The sequence below is a fragment of the Streptococcus sp. 2579 genome, from assembly GCF_013277195.1.
Taxonomy (GTDB): Bacteria; Bacillota; Bacilli; order Lactobacillales; family Streptococcaceae; genus Streptococcus.
On record NZ_VMMM01000003.1, the window covers coordinates 38,059 to 56,683 of the forward strand.

17 protein-coding genes and 1 other annotated feature are annotated in these 18,625 nt (G+C 38.9%); of the genes, 13 read left to right on the forward strand and 4 right to left on the reverse strand.

Annotated elements, in window-relative coordinates; all coding sequences use genetic code 11:
- The first annotated feature begins 1 nt into the window (after position 1).
- Positions 2-976 carry a phosphate acetyltransferase gene (pta, locus tag HT725_RS00985; RefSeq protein WP_173217834.1) on the forward strand — a complete coding sequence of 325 codons (975 nt, stop codon included), beginning with the start codon at positions 2-4 and terminating at the stop codon, positions 974-976.
- A gap of 282 nt (positions 977-1,258) precedes the next feature.
- Here pta and HT725_RS00990 read toward each other — a convergent pair whose 3' ends face one another.
- Positions 1,259-1,558 (reverse strand): YbaB/EbfC family nucleoid-associated protein, encoded by a 300-nt coding sequence (locus HT725_RS00990; protein WP_000981526.1) that lies wholly within the window; start codon positions 1,556-1,558, stop codon positions 1,259-1,261.
- A 401-nt stretch (positions 1,559-1,959) separates the two neighbouring features.
- Between HT725_RS00990 and HT725_RS00995 the strand changes: the two genes are divergently transcribed.
- The gene (locus HT725_RS00995) at positions 1,960-2,682 is read left to right on the forward strand and encodes a YoaK family protein (protein ID WP_173217894.1); all 723 of its coding nucleotides are present in this window, start codon (positions 1,960-1,962) and stop codon (positions 2,680-2,682) included.
- A 221-nt stretch (positions 2,683-2,903) separates the two neighbouring features.
- Here the strand turns inward: HT725_RS00995 and HT725_RS01000 are convergent, their stop codons facing one another.
- On the reverse strand, positions 2,904-4,070 hold the full coding sequence (locus tag HT725_RS01000; RefSeq protein WP_173252899.1) for an IS30 family transposase: 1,167 nt from the start codon (positions 4,068-4,070) through the stop codon (positions 2,904-2,906).
- Positions 4,071-4,266: 196 nt separating this feature from the next.
- Positions 4,267-4,354: a sequence feature (ribosomal protein L21 leader region), on the forward strand.
- A gap of 35 nt (positions 4,355-4,389) precedes the next feature.
- Here HT725_RS01000 and rplU point away from each other — a divergent pair.
- The 3 genes from rplU to rpmA are packed head-to-tail and all read left to right on the forward strand — an operon-like array spanning position 4,390 to position 5,374.
- Entirely contained in the window at positions 4,390-4,704 is a 315-nt protein-coding gene (rplU, locus tag HT725_RS01005; protein WP_000109141.1) for a 50S ribosomal protein L21, read from the forward strand.
- A 15-nt stretch (positions 4,705-4,719) separates the two neighbouring features.
- Positions 4,720-5,064, forward strand: a complete 345-nt coding sequence (locus HT725_RS01010; protein ID WP_000613699.1) for a ribosomal-processing cysteine protease Prp — start codon at positions 4,720-4,722, stop codon at positions 5,062-5,064.
- Between the two features lie 16 nt (positions 5,065-5,080).
- On the forward strand, positions 5,081-5,374 hold the full coding sequence (rpmA, locus tag HT725_RS01015; protein ID WP_000916509.1) for a 50S ribosomal protein L27: 294 nt from the start codon (positions 5,081-5,083) through the stop codon (positions 5,372-5,374).
- A 426-nt stretch (positions 5,375-5,800) separates the two neighbouring features.
- Here the strand turns inward: rpmA and HT725_RS10380 are convergent, their stop codons facing one another.
- Positions 5,801-5,917 (reverse strand): SPJ_0845 family protein, encoded by a 117-nt coding sequence (locus HT725_RS10380; RefSeq protein ID WP_267240009.1) that lies wholly within the window; start codon positions 5,915-5,917, stop codon positions 5,801-5,803.
- A 307-nt stretch (positions 5,918-6,224) separates the two neighbouring features.
- Here HT725_RS10380 and HT725_RS01020 point away from each other — a divergent pair, with 307 nt between their 5' ends.
- On the forward strand, positions 6,225-7,142 hold the full coding sequence (locus HT725_RS01020; protein WP_173217838.1) for a bifunctional riboflavin kinase/FAD synthetase: 918 nt from the start codon (positions 6,225-6,227) through the stop codon (positions 7,140-7,142).
- Positions 7,143-7,227: 85 nt separating this feature from the next.
- On the opposite strand, the gene HT725_RS01025 is transcribed toward HT725_RS01020, so the two are convergent.
- Entirely contained in the window at positions 7,228-8,076 is an 849-nt protein-coding gene (locus HT725_RS01025; RefSeq protein ID WP_173217840.1) for a YitT family protein, read from the reverse strand.
- 141 nt (positions 8,077-8,217) lie between these two features.
- Between HT725_RS01025 and HT725_RS01030 the strand changes: the two genes are divergently transcribed.
- From HT725_RS01030 to pulA, 7 genes are all read left to right on the forward strand, one after another.
- On the forward strand, positions 8,218-9,057 hold the full coding sequence (locus HT725_RS01030; RefSeq protein WP_061439431.1) for a DegV family protein: 840 nt from the start codon (positions 8,218-8,220) through the stop codon (positions 9,055-9,057).
- Between the two features lie 106 nt (positions 9,058-9,163).
- A complete protein-coding gene (locus tag HT725_RS01035) occupies positions 9,164-9,439 on the forward strand; it encodes an HU family DNA-binding protein (protein WP_001284639.1) in 276 nt (91 codons plus the stop codon).
- A 421-nt stretch (positions 9,440-9,860) separates the two neighbouring features.
- The gene (locus HT725_RS01040) at positions 9,861-11,762 is read left to right on the forward strand and encodes an ABC-F family ATP-binding cassette domain-containing protein (protein ID WP_173252900.1); all 1,902 of its coding nucleotides are present in this window, start codon (positions 9,861-9,863) and stop codon (positions 11,760-11,762) included.
- A 2-nt stretch (positions 11,763-11,764) separates the two neighbouring features.
- Positions 11,765-12,628 carry a MutR family transcriptional regulator gene (locus tag HT725_RS01045; RefSeq protein WP_173217844.1) on the forward strand — a complete coding sequence of 288 codons (864 nt, stop codon included), beginning with the start codon at positions 11,765-11,767 and terminating at the stop codon, positions 12,626-12,628.
- Positions 12,629-12,707: 79 nt separating this feature from the next.
- Positions 12,708-13,886: an MFS transporter gene (locus HT725_RS01050; protein ID WP_112443680.1), complete on the forward strand. Its 1,179-nt coding sequence runs from the start codon at positions 12,708-12,710 to the stop codon at positions 13,884-13,886.
- Between the two features lie 92 nt (positions 13,887-13,978).
- The gene (gene ligA, locus HT725_RS01055) at positions 13,979-15,937 is read left to right on the forward strand and encodes an NAD-dependent DNA ligase LigA (RefSeq protein WP_173217846.1); all 1,959 of its coding nucleotides are present in this window, start codon (positions 13,979-13,981) and stop codon (positions 15,935-15,937) included.
- A 110-nt stretch (positions 15,938-16,047) separates the two neighbouring features.
- On the forward strand, positions 16,048-18,327 hold the full coding sequence (pulA, locus tag HT725_RS01060; protein ID WP_050971579.1) for a type I pullulanase: 2,280 nt from the start codon (positions 16,048-16,050) through the stop codon (positions 18,325-18,327).
- The last annotated feature ends 298 nt before the right edge of the window (positions 18,328-18,625 follow it).

Consider the following 18,625-nt stretch of genomic DNA (forward strand, 5'->3'; position numbering starts at 1 on the left):
CATGGAAGTTTTTGAAAGTCTAAGAGCCAACCTAGTTGGTAAAAATGTCCGCATCGTTCTACCTGAAGGAAAAGAACCTCGTATTCTTCAAGCTACGAAACGCTTGGTAAAAGAAACAGATGTTATTCCAGTCTTGCTTGGTAAACCAGAAAAAATTAAAATTTACCTTGAAATTGAAGGGATTCACGAGGGTTATGAAGTCATCGATCCTGACCACTACGCTAAGTTTGACGAAATGGTTGCTGCGCTCGTTGAACGTCGAAACGGTAAGATATCAGAAGAAGAAGCTACTAGACTCTTACGTGAAGACGTTAACTACTTTGGTGTAATGCTAGTATATATGGGCTTGGTTGACGGTATGGTTTCAGGTGCACTTCACTCAACTGCTGCAACAGTTCGTCCAGCCCTTCAAATCATTAAAACTCGTCCTAATGTTACTCGTACTTCAGGTGCCTTCCTAATGACTCGTGGTTCAGAACGTTACCTATTTGGTGACTGTGCTATCAATATCAATCCTGATGCAGATGCCTTGGCTGAAATTGCGATTAATTCAGCAATCACTGCGAAAATGTTTGGTATAGAACCAAAAATTGCTATGTTGAGCTATTCAAGTAAAGGTTCTGGTTTTGGTGATAACGTTGATAAGGTAGTAGCAGCTACACAACGTGCGCACGAACTACGCCCAGATCTTGAAATAGATGGGGAATTGCAATTTGACGCTGCCTTCCACCCTGAAACGGCAGCTTTAAAAGCTCCAGGAAGTAAAGTTGCTGGACAAGCAACTGTATTTATTTTCCCAAGTATCGAAGCTGGAAATATCGGTTACAAGATTGCAGAACGTCTCGGTGGTTTCTCAGCTGTGGGACCTGTTTTACAAGGTTTGAATAAGCCAGTTAATGACCTTTCACGTGGATGTAGTGCAGAAGATGTTTACAATTTGACTCTTATCACAGCAGCTCAAGCTGTTCATCAATAAGATTTAGTCCTCTTTCCCTTGGGAAGAGGCTTTTTATACTCAATAAAAATCAAAGAGCAAACTAGAAAGATAGGCGCAGGCAGTACTTGAGTACGACAAGCCGACGCTGATATGGTTTGAATTTGATTTTTGAAGAGTATTAAATGAGTATGAAAAGAGAATTTTTTCATTAGAAAACGCATAATATTGAGTGTTTTTGACACCTGCTATTATGCGTTTTTTATAATTTTTGCACCTTTCTTAGCCTTTGTTATCGACAAGTATTGTTCTAGGTCCTTGTTTTTAGAATGGCAATTTCCCAGCGAAAGCACCCAGTTTTTTCTTGGTAGTTTCATCGATTTGTTCAAGAGCAGAGTTGATGGCTTGAACGGTCATATCAGAAAGAGTTTCAAGGTCCTCTGGGTCAACGACAGCTGGATTAAAGTCAATGCTGACAACTTTCTTATCTCCAGTTAAGGTCGCTTGGACAAGGTCTTGAGCAGATTTGCCAACAAATTGCATAGCTGCAAGTTCAGCTTGACTTTGTTCCATTTGTTTTTGAAGTTTTTGTGCTTGGCGCATCATGTTTTGCATGTTCATCATAAGATTTCTAAAGTTCCTTTCGTTTCAAGGGGATAATCCTTGTTGTTAACAAGTGCCTGATTTTCTCTCCTAATTGTTATTAGTAGCATAGCCATCAAGCCCAAGTACTGATTTTATTATACCATTTTTTTAAGACATAGTCTTTTATTGGTGAGAGTTATTTATATCAAGGAGTGATTAGAAATAAATTAAAATAATGATTTTTGCTAAGAGGGGCTCTATTCTAGTTTCATGGAAATGATTTTACTAAAGGTTCGTATGCTTTGTTTACAAACATGTTACCTCTATCTATTTTTGGATAAATAGTTGTCTATTATTATTTTTATGCTAATAGTAAAATCTAAATGGTAGCCTACGATTTTTTAGAAAGAAAATGGTACAATATTCTAAGAGAAAATACAATGGGAGGGAAAATGAGGTTATTACCTATAAGAAAAATATCACGTCAGTCTAAAAGGTTAGCACTTTTTTTGACGTTTTGTGCTGGATATGTAGATGCTTATACTTTTATTGTTCGCGGGAATACCCTTGTAGCTGGACAAACAGGAAATGTTGTCTTTCTTTCGGTGGAGCTAATACAAAATAATGTTTCGGATGTTAGGGATAAGCTTTTAACCTTAATAGCGTTTATGCTGGGAGTTTTTTTACTAACCATTTATAAGGAAAAATTGAGAATTGTAAAAAAACCGATTCTGTCACTGATTCCTTTGGCAATACTATCAATCATTATTGGTTTTGTGCCGCAAACTGTAGATAATATCTATCTAGTACCGCCCTTAGCCTTTTGTATGGGCTTGGTGACAACTGCCTTTGGTGAGGTTTCGGGTATTGCCTACAATAATGCCTTTATGACAGGGAATATCAAACGGACGATGTTAGCTTTTGGAGATTATTTCCGGACCAAGCACACTCCTTTTTTACGTGAAGGCTTCATATTTGTTAGCCTGCTTAGTAGTTTTGTCCTTGGTGTTGTCTTTTCAGCTTATTTGACGATTTTCTATCATGAAAAGACCATTCTTGGTGTTCCTATTATGATGAGCATTTTTTATCTCAGTATGCTTTTTGCCTCGTGGCGGAAAAAAGTAAAAGAAAAGGTAAATTCCCAAACTAACTTCCACTGCTAATCCAAGTGGAAGTTAGTCTGATAAAAATCGTAAAAACCAGTGGAAATCCGTGTCAGGGTAAGTTCTACTGGTTTTAAACATGCTTGATTTCATCGCTTTTGTAGCCGAAATGAATTGAAAAAAAGAGCGCACAAAATCCCCTCATCTGAAAGCGTTTCAGATTAAGTTCCGCTATGGTGGAAGTTAGTGTGAGACGTTTGAATGCGGTTAAAGGTTAGTTTTTAGAACTTATGTTGGAGTAATTTAGACGACTGACAGACGTCTTCTGCAGGTATTTTAGAAATGCCGAGAAGCTTAGGAATCTCTTCTCCATAGGTAAATGCAAAGAGTTCATAGGCTGACTTTCCATTCAAAGTAGCACGTTTGACACTGTTGACATGCGAACAGACGAGATTGATGTCCTCTTGAGTTAAATTGTCAAAAGAAGTTCCTTTAGGTAGAATGTCGCGAATCAGCGTATGATTTTTCTCAATTCTCCCTTTCTGGTCAGAGCGATTAGGGTCACAAAAGAAGAGTTTACTCTCCCCTCGCACATCCATTTCGATATCATCGACCCTGGCAAACTCTCCACCATTATCTGTCAGGACGACAGGGAAGAGTTGGAAGAAATCTTTGTCCGCTTGGTGAAGAGTGTTCTTGATGTCATAGAGATGTTTGGTAACCTCAAGGGCAGTTTTATTATCCAGAAGTCTAGCGAAGATAAAGTTACAGAAAGATAGATTGAAGGTGAGTAGGACTTTACCTCCCATTCTCCCCATAACTGTGTCCATTTCCAGCCAAGAGTCTAGTTGATTCAGTGCTAAATAGTTTTGGAAATCCTCATAGGAACGGCCTTTTTTAGCTTCTTTAGGGATGGAAGGTAGCTTACTTTTCCGTCTTTCTTTGAATTTAACGGCTCTGGCTAGGTCAATAGGAGCGATAGATAGGTATCCTTTTCGGATGTGTCGATAGACGGTTGAGGAGCTGACATCAAGGTTATGAGTTTTGAGGATATGATAGATGTGTTGTCCCTTTTTAACACCATCAGAAATGACTTTGTCCATGTCCCAGAAGGTCTTGGAATTGAGAGGAGTTCCTTCACGAGATTCGACAAGAGTTTGTTCGTACTGCTTTTGAGCTTGTTTAGCGAGGTATAAAATCTTCTTATAGCCACAATTCTGTCTTCTTTTAGGGCATCCATTACAGACAAAGGGAGCCTTATCGAGTAGAGGGCAAGGAAGGTTATCGCATGTAGACTCTCGGACTTGTCTGTTTCGTTTGACTTCTTTGGAAACGGTTGTTGGATCTTTTAGAATGGACTGTCCAATAGCTTTGAAGGTTTCACCGCTCTCTAAGCCCAGTTGGATATCATTACGGTCTGAAAGGGTAAGATGTTTATGTTTTGTCATAGTGAGCCTCATTTCTAACTCAAACGTCTCACACTTAATTCCACCATAAAAATCCGTTTTAGACTAATTTCCACTTTGGTCAGGCAAGTGGAAGTTACTTTGAGAAGTTAGCAAGTAAAAGAAAAAGCTTCATTTTAGGTGTTATTACTTGTAAGAAAATAGGAGATATGCTATACTTAGAGAGTTGACTATGCACGTTCCTGTGCAACCGCACGAACATCGTTGCTTGATTATTCAAGTTTAAGTGGTTCGTCCCACGATGCTAGGCGAGTCTTCACAAAAAATCGGGGAAACCCATAAAAATCATAGGAGGTGCATAATGAGCACATACGCAATTATCAAAACTGGCGGAAAACAAGTTAAAGTTGAAGTTGGTCAAGCAGTTTACGTTGAAAAATTGAACGTTGAAGCTGGTCAAGAAGTTACTTTTAACGAAGTTGTTCTTGTTGGTGGTGAAAACACTGTTGTCGGAACTCCACTTGTTGCTGGAGCTACTGTAGTTGGAACTGTTGAAAAACAAGGAAAACAAAAGAAAGTTGTTACTTACAAGTACAAACCTAAAAAAGGTAGCCACCGTAAACAAGGTCACCGTCAACCATATACAAAAGTTGTCATCAACGCAATTAACGCTTAATTTTAAGGAGAACACATGATACAGGCAGTCTTTGAGAGAGCCGAAGATGGCGAGCTGAGGAGTGCGGAAATTACTGGACACGCCGAGAGTGGCGAATACGGCTTAGATGTCGTGTGTGCATCGGTTTCTACGCTTGCCATTAACTTTATCAATTCCATTGAGAAATTTGCAGGCTATGAACCAATCCTAGAATTAAACGAAGATGAAGGTGGCTATCTGATGGTTGAGATTCCAAAAGACCTGCCTTCACACCAGAGAGAAATGACCCAGTTATTCTTTGAATCATTTTTCTTAGGTATGGCAAACTTATCGGAGAACTCTTCTGAGTTCGTCCAAACCAGAGTTATCACAGAAAACTAACACGGAGGAAAACATTATGTTAAAAATGACTCTTAACAACTTGCAACTTTTCGCCCACAAAAAAGGTGGAGGTTCTACATCAAACGGACGTGATTCACAAGCAAAACGTCTTGGAGCTAAAGCAGCTGACGGACAAACTGTAACAGGTGGATCAATCCTTTACCGTCAACGTGGTACACATATCTACCCAGGTGTAAACGTTGGACGTGGTGGAGACGATACTTTGTTCGCTAAAGTTGAGGGCGTAGTACGCTTTGAACGTAAAGGACGCGATAAAAAACAAGTTTCTGTTTACCCAATCGCTAAATAAAAAGTTCCAGTGAACCTTTTTATCCAGAGCCTTGAATTGTAAAGGTGAGGAAGCTCGAAGTAGCATTAAATAAGGCTTTCCGAGTTTTCGGAGAGCCTGTTTTTTTGTTTTGGTACCCATACTTTTTAATATGTATAGTGGATTGAATCTGGAATAGAACACTGCTAAAAATTGATTTGAGTTTCCTACTCGATTTCTTCAGATTTTATTTCAATTGACTATAAGAACTGGTATCCGGTTTCAAATATTGGCTTGTCGTCCCTTAACTTGTCTGAATGGCTTGAGCCGTTCCTTCTGATAAGGGAAAAGATATTCTTTAGCTGAAACTGTCTGAGAATCCAAGCTAACAGACGGAGAGAAAAATAGCTCCAATCTGAAGCACACTGGATGGGAGTTGTTGAAAAGCAGTCATCTAGTTTTTCTTTTCTACTTTGGCTTTTTTTCTTTGTCATCAGGGAAAGTGACTTGCTTCAAATCAGGGAGTTTAGGAAACTCTTCAAATATCTTGACCAAGTTGTCTCGTTTTGTAAATTTTACAGCCATAGGTGTACCTCGATTCTAAATTCTACCTTTTCGACACCAATTAGTAATTTAAAGTTCTCAGGAGTTAGTTGCATTGCTTTTTCATACATAAGCATAGTATGACACTTTATGGTTACCTAACAAGTCTAATCACTCCTTTCAAACTTTTGAAGATGTCCTACAAGTTTTTGAGAAGAATATTGCAAAGTTCATAGTTAAGCAACGATAGAGTGAAGTGCTTTTTGAAAACAGGTACACTTCAGGTGAAAAAAACGATATTTCAGATTTTCTGTTCCAGAAATAGCTATCGCTATGATATAATTATTTTATGATTATTACTATTCCTATAAAAAACCAAAAAGATATTGGCACACCATCTGATTCAGTCGTTGTTCTCGGCTATTTTGATGGTATACACAAGGGGCATCAAGAATTATTTCGTGTTGCCAATAAGGCTGCGAGAAAAGATTTATTACCTATCGTCGTTATGACCTTTAATGAATCTCCAAAGATCGCTTTAGAGCCTTATCATCCTGATCTGTTTTTACATATTTTGAACCCTGCTGAACGTGAGAGGAAATTAAAGCGTGAAGGCGTAGAAGAATTATATCTCCTTGATTTTAGTAGTCAATTCGCTAGTCTCACGGCAGAAGAATTTTTTGCAACCTATATCAAGGCTATGAATGCCAAAATTATTGTTGCAGGTTTTGATTATACATTTGGTTCTGACAAAAAAACAGCAGAAAATTTAAAGGATTACTTTGATGGAGAAGTTATCATTGTTCCACCTGTAGAAGATGAGAAAGGAAAGATTAGTTCAACTCGTATCCGTCAAGCTATTTTAGATGGAAATGTGAAAGAAGCAGGAGAACTTTTGGGGGCACCGCTTCCATCCAGAGGTATGGTGGTTCATGGTAATGCTCGTGGTCGTACGATTGGTTATCCAACAGCTAATTTAGTGCTTTTAGACCGTACTTATATGCCAGCAGATGGCGTTTATGTTGTTGATGTTGAGATTCAAAGACAGAAGTATCGTGCTATGGCTAGTGTCGGGAAAAATGTGACCTTTGATGGAGAAGAAGCACGTTTTGAAGTCAATATTTTTGATTTTAATCAAGATATTTATGGGGAAACCGTCATGGTTTATTGGCTTGATCGCATTCGAGATATGACCAAATTTGACTCAGTTGACCAATTAGTGGATCAGTTAAAGGCTGATGAAGAAGTCGCTAGGAATTGGTCTTAAGAGTTTGAGTAAAGAAAAGAGGTTGTCTGTAACCCAAAAGATAGATGATGTAGTCTAACTTTTGATGTCACGACATTACCTCTTTTTATTCTTTTTCAAAGGTAAATCCTTCTCCAAGGATTTCATGGGCTTCTGTAATGGTTATAAAGGCTTGCGGATCGATTCGATGAATCATTTCCTTCATTTTCACAATCTCATTTCTGCCGACAATACAGTAGATAATCTTCAAATCTTTTTGACTATAGTAGCCTTGACCTGAGATGAAAGTAACACCTCTTCCTAGGTCATCATTGATTGCCTTAGCAAGGTGGTCAGGACGTTTTGTAATAATCATGAAGCCTTTGCCAGCATATCCTCCTTCACCAATCAAATCAATGACACGAGAAACAATAAAATCAAATAAGAGTGTGTAGGAAACCAATCTCAAATCCTTGAAGATAAGGAGAATGAGCATGAGAATACAAAAATCTAAGATAAAGAGCAGTTTTCCCATGGATATATGAGTGTATTTATTGAGAATACGAGCTAGAATATCAGTTCCGCCAGTTGTACCTCCAGCATTAAAAATAATTCCAAGGCCAATTCCCAATAGAATTCCCGCTATAAGGGCTGTGATTAGTAAATCACCTTGAAGGTCAATATGAAGGGGAATACGTTCAAAAAAGGCCAACCAGGCGGACAAGGCTAAGGTTCCTAGTAAACTAGAATAGAGGGACTTTGCTCCAAAGATTTTCCAAGCTAGGATGAAAAGGGGAATGTTAATCAGCAGGTTCATGAGAGAAACAGGGATTTTAAAAAGATAAAAGGTGATGAGGGTAATACCTGTCGCCCCTCCTTCAAAGAGATGATGAGGAACTACAAAATAAGTCAGGCCAAAAGCATAAATAGCAGCACCTAGTAAAATGGTAAAAATGGGGTAAATTTTTTTAATCATAGGACACCTCTTTTCTTATAAGTTGATTATATCAAATTTTTACGGAAAATTTGAGTGACTCCATTAGGATTTTTAATCTTTTTTTGATATAATTAAAAGTAAGAAAACCAATCTGAATCCTAAAATAGAAAGATTGATACTATGACAAAAATTAAGATTGTAACCGATTCATCTGTTACTATTGAACCAGAACTCGTAAAACAATTAGATATTACAATTGTTCCATTATCTGTAATGATTGATAATGTTGTTTATTCTGATGCTGATTTGAAAGAAGAAGGTAAATTTCTTCACTTGATGCAAGAAGCTAAGAATCTTCCAAAAACAAGCCAGCCGCCTGTAGGTGTCTTCGCTGAAGTTTTTGAAGACCTATGCAAGGATGGTAGCCAAATTCTTGCTATTCATATGTCCCATGCTCTTTCGGGGACTGTAGAAGCAGCGCGCCAAGGTGCTAGTTTATCTACTGCCGATGTGACAGTTATCGATAGTTCCTTCACTGACCAAGCCTTGAAATTCCAAGTTGTCGAAGCTGCTAAATTAGCACAAGAAGGCAAAGATATGGAGACAATTTTATCTCATGTAGAAGAGGTTAAAAACAACACAGAACTTTATATTGGCGTTTCAACTTTGGAAAATCTTGTCAAAGGTGGACGAATTGGCCGTGTAACTGGATTGTTGAGCTCACTTCTCAATATCCGTGTTGTCATGCAAATGAAAGACCATGAATTGCAGCCAATGGTTAAAGGTCGTGGAGCTAAAACTTTTAAAAAATGGTTAGATGAGTTGATAACATCGCTTTCTGAACGTTCTGTAGCAGAGATTGGAATTTCATATTCTGGTAGTGATGATTGGGCAAAAGAGATGAAAGAAAGCTTACAAGCTTATGTTGAAAAGCCAATTTCTGTTTTGGAAACGGGTTCCATTATTCAAACGCACACAGGTGAGAATGCTTGGGCTATTTTGGTACGTTACCACTCCTAAAAAAATAAAGAAAATGGGAAGAAATAGCGTTTTTAACTTGACCTAAAAGGGATTTTAGGATATGATTATATTTGTTAATTAGAAATTATTTGGAGGAATCGTTAACATGGCAAACAAACAAGATTTGATCGCTAAAGTAGCAGAAGCTACAGAATTGACTAAGAAAGACTCAGCAGCAGCAGTTGAAGCTGTATTTGCAGCGGTAGCTGACTATCTTGCAGCTGGTGAAAAAGTTCAATTGATCGGTTTTGGTAACTTTGAAGTTCGTGAGCGTGCAGAACGTAAAGGTCGCAACCCACAAACTGGTAAAGAAATGACAATTGCAGCTTCTAAAGTTCCAGCATTCAAAGCTGGTAAAGCTCTTAAAGACGCTGTTAAATAATCAGTCTTTAAAAAGCCTATTGTATCAAGCTTTCTAGCTTGGTCAGTAGGCTTTTTAATTATGAAATCTAGTAATAAATAGAATTAAAAAGTTGAATGCTCCGAAAATATTGTATATATAGTAGTTGAATCTAAAATAGTACGAAACAATTTCTAAAACATTTATAGAAATTAATTTTACTTCCTCAATCGATTTGTTCTCATCTTATTTCAATCCGCTATACGTATGTATATAATGAAAAGAATTAAATAATAGAATTGTGCGATAACTATTTGAAGCAAGATTAGCTGGTTAGAAAATCCAACAAGATAGCGAAGGAATATAACATGAAATATACATAATTTATTTTATGTTACAAAAATTGTACTAAAAGACTTACGATTATCTTGAATGCCTTAGGGAAACATGCTATACTACTTGTATGATTATTTTACAAGCTAATAAAATTGAACGTTCTTTTGCAGGAGAGGTTCTTTTTGATAATATCAACCTGCAGGTTGATGAACGAGACCGAATTGCCCTCGTTGGGAAAAATGGTGCAGGTAAGTCTACTCTTTTGAAGATTTTGGTTGGAGAAGAGGAGCCAACTAGTGGAGAAATCAATAAGAAAAAAGATATTTCTCTATCTTACCTAGCCCAAGATAGCCGTTTTGAATCTGAAAACACTATCTACGATGAAATGCTTCATGTCTTTGATGATTTGCGTCGGACTGAGAAACAACTGCGTCAGATGGAGTTGGAGATGGGAGAAAAGTCTGGTGCTGATTTGGATAAACTGATGTCAGATTACGACCGCTTATCTGAAAATTTTCGCCAAGCAGGTGGCTTTACCTATGAAGCTGATATACGAGCGATTTTAAATGGATTCAAGTTTGACGAATCTATGTGGCAGATGAAAATTGCTGAGCTTTCTGGTGGTCAAAACACCCGTCTGGCTCTAGCCAAAATGCTACTTGAAAAGCCCAATCTTTTGGTATTGGACGAACCAACCAACCACTTGGATATTGAAACCATTGCCTGGCTAGAGAATTACTTGGTAAACTATAGTGGTGCCCTTATTATCGTCAGCCACGACCGTTATTTCTTGGATAAGGTTGCGACAATTACGCTAGATTTGACCAAGCATTCTTTGGATCGCTATGTGGGTAATTACTCTCGTTTTGTCGAGTTGAAAGAGCAAAAGCTAGCTACTGAGGCAAAAAACTATGAAAAGCAGCAGAAGGAGATCGCTGCTCTGGAAGACTTTGTCAATCGTAATCTAGTCCGTGCTTCGACGACCAAACGTGCCCAATCTCGCCGCAAACAACTGGAAAAAATGGAGCGTTTGGACAAGCCTGAAGCTGGCAAGAAATCAGCCAACATGACCTTCCAGTCTGAAAAAACGTCTGGTAATGTTGTATTAACTGTTGAAAATGCAGCTATTGGCTATGATGGGGAAATATTGTCAGAGCCTATCAACCTAGACCTTCGTAAAATGAATGCTGTCGCTATCGTTGGTCCCAATGGTATTGGCAAGTCAACCTTTATCAAATCTATTGTGGACCAGATTCCCTTTATCAAGGGAGAAAAGCGCTTTGGCGCTAATGTTGAGGTTGGTTACTATGACCAAACTCAAAGCAAGCTAACACCAAGTAATACGGTCCTAGATGAACTCTGGAATGATTTCAAATTGACACCGGAAGTTGAAATCCGTAACCGTCTAGGTGCCTTCCTTTTCTCAGGAGATGATGTTAAAAAATCAGTCGGCATGCTGTCTGGTGGAGAGAAAGCTCGTTTGCTTTTGGCTAAATTGTCTATGGAAAACAACAACTTCTTGATTCTGGACGAGCCGACCAACCACTTGGATATTGATAGCAAGGAAGTGCTAGAAAATGCCTTGATTGACTTTGATGGAACTCTTCTATTCGTCAGCCATGACCGTTACTTTATCAATCGTGTAGCAACTCATGTACTGGAATTGTCCGAGAATGGATCAACTCTCTATCTTGGAGATTACGATTACTATGTTGAGAAGAAATCAGAAGTAGAAATGATTCAAACTGAGGAAGCTTCAACCAGTAATCAAGCAAAAGAAGCAAGCCCAGTTAATGACTATCAAGCTCAGAAAGAAAGTCAAAAAGAAGTTCGTAAGCTCATGCGACAAATAGAAAGTCTAGAAGCTGAAATTGAAGAGCTAGAAAGTCAAAGTCAAGCCATTTCTGAAAAAATGTTAGAAACAAACGATGCCAGCAAACTGATGGAATTGCAGGCTGAACTGGACAAAATCAGCCACCGTCAGGAAGAAGCTATGCTTGAGTGGGAAGAATTATCAGAGCAGGTGTAAAGATGGAACATCTTGGAAAAGTATTTCGTGAATTTCGGACAAGTGGAAATTATTCTTTAAAGGAGGCGGCAGGCGAGTCCTGCTCTACCTCTCAGTTATCTCGCTTTGAGCTTGGGGAGTCTGACTTAGCAGTCTCACGTTTCTTTGAGATTTTGGACAACATTCATGTCACAATCGAAAATTTCATGGATAAGGCAAGGGATTTTCATAATCATGAACATGTTTCTATGATGGCACAAATTATACCTCTTTACTACTCAAATGATATTGCAGGTTTTCAAAAGCTTCAAAGAGAACAACTTGAAAAGGCTAAGAGTTCGACGAATCCCCTTTATTTTGAGTTGAACTGGATTTTGCTACAAGGTTTGATTTGTCAAAGAGATTCGACTTATGAGATGAAGCAGGATGATTTGGATAAGGTAGCAGATTATCTCTTCAAAACAGAAGAATGGACCATGTATGAATTGATTCTTTTCGGGAACCTCTATAGTTTCTACGATGTGGACTATGTCACTCGGATTGGTAGAGAAGTTATGGAGAGGGAGGAATTTTACCAAGAGATTGGTCGCCATAAGAGATTAGTGTTGATTTTGGCCCTCAATTGTTACCAGCATTGTTTAGAGCATCTTTCTTTTGACAATGCAAGCTATTTTGAGACTTATACAGAGAAGATTATTGGTAAAGGTATTAAGCTTTATGAGCGTAATGTTTTCCATTATTTAAAAGGTTTTGCCTTATATCAAAAAGGAAAGTGTAAAGAAGGTTGTAGCCAAATGCAAGAGGCCATGCATATTTTTGACGTGCTAGGTCTTCCAGAGCAAGTAGCCTACTATCAGGAACACTACGAAAAATTTATCAAAAATTAATTTTCCCAAATAAGGGAAAAAGAAAAAAGCTCCTTTCAGTTTTGATACAATAGTTTCAAAATTTGAGAGGAGTTTTTATATGAATCGCTATGCCGTACAGTTGATTAGTCGCGGAGCTGTTAACAAGATAGGGAATATGCTCTATGATTATGGAAATAGTGTCTGGTTGGCTTCCATGGGGACTATCGGACAGACAGTTTTAGGAATGTATCAGATTTCTGAACTCGTCACATCTATTCTGATCAATCCCTTTGGCGGAGTGATTTCAGACCGTTTTTCTCGTCGTAAGATTTTAATGGTGACAGACCTTGTTTGTGGGATTCTTTGTCTGGCTATTTCTTTCATAAGGAATGACAGCTGGATGATTGGCGCTTTGATTTTTGCTAATATTGTGCAGTCGATTGCCTTTGCCTTTTCTCGTACAGCCAATAAAGCTATCATAACTGAAGTGGTGGAGAAAGATGAGATTGTGATCTATAATTCTCGCCTAGAGCTGATTTTGCAGGTTGTAGGTGTTAGCTCTCCTGTTCTTTCCTTCCTTGTTTTACAGTTTGCAAGTCTCCATATGACGCTACTGCTAGACTCGCTGACTTTTTTCATTGCTTTTATTCTAGTGGCTCTCCTTCCAAAAGAGGAAGCAGGAGTTCAAGAGAAAAAGGCTTTTACTGGGAGAGATATGTTTGTAGATATCAAGAATGGGTTACACTATATCTGGCATCAGCAAGAAATTTTCTTCCTTTTGCTGGTAGCTTCCAGCGTTAATTTCTTTTTTGCAGCTTTTGAATTTCTCCTCCCCTTTTCGAATCAGCTTTACGGGTCAGAAGGAGTCTATGCAAGTATTTTAACTATGGGGGCTATTGGTTCCATCATTGGGGCTCTTCTAGCTAGTAAAATTAAAGCTAATGTTTATAATCTTTTGATTTTACTGGCTTTGACAGGTGTCGGAGTTTTTATGATGGGATTACCACTGCCAACTTTTCTTTCCTTTTCTGGAAATTTAGTTTGTGAATTGTTTATGACGATTTTTAATATTCACTTTTTTACTCAAGTACAAACCAAGGTTGAGAGCGAATTTCTTGGGAGAGTACTGAGTACAATTTTTACCTTAGCTATTCTATTTATGCCTATTGCAAAAGGATTTATGACATTCTTGCCAAGTGTACATCTCTCTTCTTTCCTGATAATTGGAAGTGGTGTTATCATCTTGTCTTGTATATCGTTTATTTATGTTCGAACTCATTTTGAAAAATTGATATAAGGCTGCTTGAGTTTCAAAAATAATTTCAAACTAAGTATTTTTTCCGCCCTTCTCGTTTGTGAGGAGGGCTTAGTTTATGGTAAAATGGTCTTATGAATAAAAGAATGAATGAGTTAGTCGCCTTGCTCAATCGCTATGCGACTGAGTACTATACCAGCGATAATCCATCGGTTTCAGACAGTGAGTATGACCGTCTTTACCGAGAGTTGGTTGAGTTAGAAACTGCCTATCCAGATCAAGTATTAGCAGACAGTCCGACCCATCGTGTTGGTGGTAAGGTTTTAGATGGTTTTGAAAAATACAGTCATCAGTATCCTCTTTATAGTTTGCAGGATGCTTTTTCACGTGAGGAGCTTGAAGCTTTTGATGCGCGTGTTCGTAAGGAAGTGGCTCATCCAACCTATATTTGTGAGCTGAAAATCGATGGCTTATCTATCTCGCTGACGTATGAAAAGGGGATTTTAGTTGCAGGTGCAACACGTGGAGACGGTTCTGTTGGGGAGAACATCACAGAAAATCTTAAGCGTGTTAAAGACATTCCTTTAACTTTGCCAGAAGAACTAGATATCACAGTTCGTGGGGAATGTTATATGCCACGCGCTTCTTTTGACCAGGTTAATCAAGCTCGCCAAGAAAATGGAGAGCCTGAATTTGCCAATCCCCGTAATGCGGCGGCAGGCACACTACGTCAGCTGGATACAGCAGTAGTTGCCAAGCGCAATCTTGCAACGTTTCTCTATCAAGAAGCCAGCCCGTCAACTCGTGACAGCCAAGAAAAGGTTTTGAAGCACCTAGAACAACTTGGTTTTGTAGTCAATTCTAAACGAATTCTGGCTGAAAGCATGGATGAGATTTGGAATTTTATCCAAGAAGTAGGAGAGGAACGGGAAAATCTGCCTTATGATATTGATGGAGTTGTAATCAAGGTCAATGACTTAGCAAGCCAAGAAGAACTTGGTTTTACCGTCAAGGCTCCAAAGTGGGCAGTAGCCTACAAGTTTCCTGCTGAAGAAAAAGAAGCTCAACTCTTATCAGTTGATTGGACAGTTGGTCGTACCGGTGTTGTAACCCCAACTGCAAATCTGACACCTGTTCAGCTTGCTGGTACAACTGTTAGCCGTGCGACCCTGCACAATGTGGATTATATTGCTGAAAAAGATATTCGCAAAGACGACACGGTCATCGTCTATAAGGCCGGGGACATCATCCCTGCCGTTTTACGTGTGGTAGAGTCCAAACGGGTTTCTGAAGAGAAACTAGATATTCCTACAAACTGTCCAAGTTGTAACTCTGACTTGTTGCACTTTGAAGATGAAGTGGCTCTCCGTTGTATCAATCCGCGTTGCCCTGCTCAAATCATGGAAGGTTTGATCCACTTTGCCTCTCGAGATGCCATGAATATTACAGGCCTTGGACCATCAGTAGTTGAGAAATTATTTGCTGCAGATCTAGTCAAGGATGTGGCAGATATTTACCGTTTGAAAGAAGAAGATTTTCTCCTTTTAGAGGGGGTCAAGGAAAAGTCCGCTTCTAAACTATATCAGGCTATCCAAGCATCTAAGGAAAATTCAGCCGAGAAACTCTTGTTTGGTTTGGGAATTCGTCATGTCGGCAGTAAGGCCAGTCAGCTTTTACTTCAACATTTTCTCTCAATCGAAAATCTGGCTCAGGCAGATCCAGAGGAAGTGGCTAGTATTGAAAGCCTGGGTGGTGTGATTGCCAAGAGTCTTCAGACTTACTTTGCTACAGAAGGCTCTGAAATTCTTCTCAGAGAATTAAAAGAAGCTGGGGTCAATCTGGACTATAAAGGTCAGACAGTAGTAGCGGATGCAGCCTTGTCAGGTTTGACCGTGGTATTGACTGGAAAATTGGAACGTCTCAAGCGCTCAGAAGCCAAAAGTAAACTCGAAAGTCTGGGTGCCAAGGTAACAGGCAGTGTGTCTAAAAAGACCGACCTCGTCGTGGCAGGAGCAGATGCTGGAAGTAAACTTCAAAAGGCACAAGAACTTGGTATTGAGGTTAGAGACGAGGCATGGCTAGAAAGTTTGTAATGATCTTTTAAAAATAGAGTTTAGATAGAATGACAATATTTGTTAATCGGGACAAAATCGGTCAAGAATTTATTAGTGAAACAGAAATAAAATAAAAAGGAAAAATAAAAATGTATACCTACCCTATGCGCATTCATTACCATCGCAAGAATGGTGAATATGACACTTGCTCTTTTGTAAAAAGCCAGGATCAACGAATTGATTTACTAACTTACCAAGAAGATTATTTTGGTGCCTTATTTAGCTTTGAACACCCAAGTGTTCATCCCTTAGAAAGCTTGAATTTTGTGGTTCATACCGGCCAAATCAGTAAAGAATATGCTATCCGTTTTAATCACTATCCCCTCTTAACAGAGGTCTGGATTTTGGAAGGCGATGATCGGATTTATTACTCTGAAAATCCTGCTATTGCCAGTCCTTTCTATAAAAATCAAAATCCTTTTGCCTTTGATAAGGCCATTAACAGCGCTAGTTTTGACCATCATTGGGGTTACCAAGGGGAATTGGGTTGCCATGTAGAGGACAATCAGGCTCATTTTTCCCTCTGGTCACCAACAGCGACAGCAGTACAGGTTGTGGTTTATGAATCAGCTACTAATGATGCACCTGTTTGGAAGACTTTTGATATGGAGAGAGGCAATCGCTACTCTTATAACCATAAGGACAATACTATTGGTGTCTGGAGTTTGGATGTTGAGGAAGATTTGACTGGTAAGGCTTATCAGTATCAAGTCCAATTCCCTCATCACGAAACACTGACACGTGATCCTTATACAATAGCGACCAGCCCTGATGGCAAACGTTCTGCTATTCTGAGCCATGCAGAAAAACAAGTCGAAAATTTCGAGGTCAAGCATGGTTCTGATGCTGCTTGGCGTTTGGAAAATCCATGTAAGGCAGTTATTTGTGAAATGCATATTCGTGATTTGACCCAATCACCGACCTCAGGTGTGGATGAACATCTTCGAGGAACGTTCTTGGGTGCTGCTCAGACTGGAACGGTTAACCAGTACGGTCAGTCAACTGCTTTTGATCATATCAAGAAGTTGGGCTACAATTATGTTCAGTTGCAACCAATTGCAGACCGTCACAAAGAATACGATGAGGACGGGAATGTAACCTACAACTGGGGTTATGATCCACAAAACTATAACGCACCAGAAACTAGTTTTTCAACTAATCCAGATGATCCAGCTCAGGTCATTCGTGATTTGAAGACCATGGTTCAAGCTTACCACGATGCGGGTATTGGTGTCATTATGGATGTGGTCTATAACCATACCTTTTCAGTTGTTGATGCACCTTTCCAAACAACTGTCCCTGATTACTATTATCGTATGAATCCAGACGGTACCTTCCAGAATGGAACGGGTGTTGGAAATGAAACAGCCAGTGAACACGAAATGTTTCGCAAGTATATGATTGATTCTCTTCTATACTGGGTGCAGGAATACAATATTGACGGATTCCGTTTTGACTTGATGGGGATTCATGATGTCAAGACCATGCAGATGATTCGTCAGAGTTTGGATGAAATTGACCCTAACATTATCCTCTATGGAGAAGGTTGGGATATGGGAACAGGTCTTGCCCCTTATGATAAGGCTAAGAAAGACAACGCCTACGAAATGCCAAACATTGGTTTCTTTAATGACAATCAGCGTGATGCTGTCAAAGGTGGAGAAGTTTACGGTGCAATTAAATCAGGTTTTGTCAGTGGTGCTGCGACAGAGCCAATTCTAGCTAAAGCAATCCTAGGAAGTCGTGAATTAGGAACCTATACACATCCAAATCAGGTGCTTAACTATGTAGAAGCCCATGACAATTACAATCTTCACGATTTATTGGCAACTCTTCATCCAGACCAAAGTTCAGAACAAATCATGCGCAAGGTTGAGACAGCCACAGCCATGAATCTGCTCATGCAAGGAATGGCCTTTATGGAAATCGGTCAAGAATTTGGTCGTACCAAACTGGTTGCGACTGGTGAGAATGGTGAGTTGACCCATGATGATAGAGAGCGTGCGATGAATAGCTATAATGCTCCTGACAGTGTGAACCAAGTCAACTGGGATTTGATCAATGAGCGTCAAGATAGTATTGAGTTTATCCGTCAAGTCATCCGATTGAAGACAAAAACTGGTGCCTTTTCTTACTCTAGCTATGATGAAATTTACCATCATGTCTTTGTGCATTCTGCGATTGAACATAGCGGCTGCCTTATCTATGAAGTTCATGGGAAAGAACACCTCTTGGTTGTTGTGAATGCTAAATCCGAACCCTATCAGTTTGAGAATGCAGGAAATTTAGCCATGTTGGTAACCAATAGTCGTTCAAAAGAAGATAATGTTTTAGATGATATTAGTCTAGCCGTCTTGAGTGTTTTATAAAGACCATCTATCTCGCTATTCTAACACATTATTGGAAGTGAACGAATAGAAAGAGCTTAGCTAACAACTCACTTGTATAGAAAAGTTGATAAATATTTTCATCAAATGTGTAAAATCAGGAAATTGTTTTCCTGGTTTTATTTTTTTGCTATAAAACAATAATAATCATAGAAAAAATCCGAACTTTTTGGTATTATAGTAGAGAAAAGAAAGGCGTTTTCACATTTTTTTGAAAAAATATTGCTTTACAATTGAACGAGAAAGTGAACTTTTTGTAGATTTTCAAAATAATTTTAAA

Bases quoted from the DNA above. Each gene is read 5' to 3' on its own strand.
- HT725_RS01050 (WP_112443680.1), top strand. From the start codon at position 12,708: ATGAATCGCTATGCCGTACAGTTGATTAGTCGCGGAGCTGTTAACAAG.
- rpmA (WP_000916509.1), top strand. From the start codon at position 5,081: ATGTTAAAAATGACTCTTAACAACTTGCAACTTTTCGCCCACAAAAAA.
- HT725_RS01035 (WP_001284639.1), top strand. From the start codon at position 9,164: ATGGCAAACAAACAAGATTTGATCGCTAAAGTAGCAGAAGCTACAGAA.
- HT725_RS01020 (WP_173217838.1), top strand. From the start codon at position 6,225: ATGATTATTACTATTCCTATAAAAAACCAAAAAGATATTGGCACACCA.
- ligA (WP_173217846.1), top strand. From the start codon at position 13,979: ATGAATAAAAGAATGAATGAGTTAGTCGCCTTGCTCAATCGCTATGCG.
- HT725_RS01010 (WP_000613699.1), top strand. From the start codon at position 4,720: ATGATACAGGCAGTCTTTGAGAGAGCCGAAGATGGCGAGCTGAGGAGT.
- pulA (WP_050971579.1), top strand. From the start codon at position 16,048: ATGTATACCTACCCTATGCGCATTCATTACCATCGCAAGAATGGTGAA.
- HT725_RS01000 (WP_173252899.1), bottom strand. From the start codon at position 4,070: ATGACAAAACATAAACATCTTACCCTTTCAGACCGTAATGATATCCAA.
- HT725_RS00990 (WP_000981526.1), bottom strand. From the start codon at position 1,558: ATGATGAACATGCAAAACATGATGCGCCAAGCACAAAAACTTCAAAAA.
- rplU (WP_000109141.1), top strand. From the start codon at position 4,390: ATGAGCACATACGCAATTATCAAAACTGGCGGAAAACAAGTTAAAGTT.
- HT725_RS01045 (WP_173217844.1), top strand. From the start codon at position 11,765: ATGGAACATCTTGGAAAAGTATTTCGTGAATTTCGGACAAGTGGAAAT.
- HT725_RS01025 (WP_173217840.1), bottom strand. From the start codon at position 8,076: ATGATTAAAAAAATTTACCCCATTTTTACCATTTTACTAGGTGCTGCT.
- HT725_RS01030 (WP_061439431.1), top strand. From the start codon at position 8,218: ATGACAAAAATTAAGATTGTAACCGATTCATCTGTTACTATTGAACCA.
- pta (WP_173217834.1), top strand. From the start codon at position 2: ATGGAAGTTTTTGAAAGTCTAAGAGCCAACCTAGTTGGTAAAAATGTC.
- HT725_RS00995 (WP_173217894.1), top strand. From the start codon at position 1,960: ATGGGAGGGAAAATGAGGTTATTACCTATAAGAAAAATATCACGTCAG.
- HT725_RS01040 (WP_173252900.1), top strand. From the start codon at position 9,861: ATGATTATTTTACAAGCTAATAAAATTGAACGTTCTTTTGCAGGAGAG.
- HT725_RS10380 (WP_267240009.1), bottom strand. From the start codon at position 5,917: ATGGCTGTAAAATTTACAAAACGAGACAACTTGGTCAAGATATTTGAA.